Origin of the sequence: Nguyenibacter vanlangensis, from assembly GCF_013376155.1 — a bacterium.
GTDB lineage: Bacteria > Pseudomonadota > Alphaproteobacteria > Acetobacterales > Acetobacteraceae > Gluconacetobacter > Gluconacetobacter vanlangensis.
On record NZ_JABXXP010000584.1, the window covers coordinates 1 to 1,769 of the forward strand.

The window sequence follows — 1,769 nt, forward strand, 5'->3', positions numbered from 1 at the left end:
CAGGCGCGCCAACCGCCCCGGCCCTGTCCGCATCCGACATGAATCATCCGCCTCCCGAAGGCCGCAGCGGCACCACGCGGCGGCCGCCCCTGACCGTACGGGACTGTACGGGCAGCGGGCCGTGGGCTCAACCACCCTTCGTTGCGGGATCGCTCCGGGTGACGCGGACCTTACGAAATGTTCATCGGGACTTGATGCAGGTCATGTCGGATCCCGCCATGCGGTGCCATAAGGAAAGGGCGATGGGGGCATCGCATCAGTGAACCATCACGTTAACTTCGCAGGATCTTCGGATCCTGCGTTTTTTTTGCCCAGCGCGGATGAAATGCACGCCGTGTCCGCCATGGCCGGCGGGCGGTTGGATGTCGCTCTATGGAGTATCTGCCATGAATCTGGAGAGTTTCAGATTCATGGCAGATACTCAACTAAACGGCAGGCTGCAGCGCGCCCCGCCCCGGATGCCGCGACGGGCGGACGGGCAGGGCGTCCTTGAGCATATAGCCCTGGCCCCAGACGGTGACGATCAGGTTGCCGGCACCCGCCTGCTGCAGCTTCTTGCGCAACTTGCAGATGAACACGTCGATGATCTTCATGTCGGGTTCGTCCATTCCGCCATAGAGATGATCGAGGAAGGCATATTTGCTCAGCGCGACTCCCTTGCGCAGCAGCAGCAGTTCCAGGATCAGATATTCCTTGCCGGTCAGGCGTACCGGGCGGTCGCCCACCGTGACCTCGCGGCTGTCGAGATTGAGTTTCAGCGACCCGGCCCGCAATTCCGGCTGGCTGTAGCCTTTCGAGCGGCGCACCACGGCCTGGATCCGCGCCGCCAACTCGGACGTGTGATAGGGCTTGGTGATGTAGTCGTCGACCCCGGCGGAGAAGGCCCGCACCTTGGCCTGGGGCGTCGCGACGCTGGACAGTGCCAGGATCGGGGTGTGCAGGCGCACCGCCCGCGCCCTGCGCAGGACTTCATAACCATCGATGTCGGGCAGCATCAGCTCGATCAGCGCGACATCATAATCGAAGCGCTGAAGCATCGCGATGGCCGCCTGCCCCGTTACGACATGATCGAACGGGTGACCGATCGAACGCAGGGTGCTGGCCGTATCGCCGACTTCAACGCCATCACTTTCTACGAGTAAAACGCGCATGCCAACCACCATAGGTTTCACCTGTTACCAATTTCTACCTATAGGTGTAGTTTTTAACAAAAACAATTATTCCGAGCGAGGAAGGCTGGGTCGCCATGCGGTTTCACGCAGAAGTTAGCCAATTGCGTTCCGCGGCGGTTTTCCACCGGCTATGAACGCCAATGATACGATTTCGTTCCGACGAGGGTTTTTCCCCTTGAACGGGGCGGCGGATCCATTATACCGGCTGCGACCGAAATCGGCGGCCGAACGCTGTTCGTGCGTCGATACACCGAACAAGAAACGATGATGAAACCCCGATCTAGAATCGCCTGCGGGGACGCGGCGCCTGGCAGTCAGCCCGGTGTCCGGTTCGTCCGCGGGCCATGTCCTTGTCCGGGTGCGACCGTGCCGTCTGTCTGCTGACAGCGGGCGGCCTCCTGGATTCGAGCAACCGCTTGAACGGCAGGAGGCCAGATTCATGGCTTTTTGTTTGATCTTCGTACCTGCCCGGACCCGCGGGCGGCTGGATGTCCGCGCATGAGCGGGCTGCGTTCGGCCGCGCCGGACATTCCGCTGCAGGCCTGGTGCCGGGCCGGTACCTTGCGCCATGCCGCGCCCCCTGCCCGGCAACCCGAG

General features: G+C 62.2%; 1 protein-coding gene. It reads right to left on the minus strand.

What is annotated here, in order from left to right; genetic code table 11:
- Nucleotides 1–425 precede the first annotated feature (425 nt).
- Nucleotides 426–1,151: a response regulator transcription factor gene (locus HUK84_RS16930; RefSeq protein WP_176641314.1), complete on the minus strand. Its 726-nt coding sequence runs from the start codon at nt 1,149–1,151 to the stop codon at nt 426–428.
- Between the last annotated feature and the right edge of the window lie 618 nt (nt 1,152–1,769).

Excerpts from the sequence above, each read along its gene's own strand:
- HUK84_RS16930 (WP_176641314.1), bottom strand. The coding sequence starts at position 1,151 with ATGCGCGTTTTACTCGTAGAAAGTGATGGCGTTGAAGTCGGCGATACG.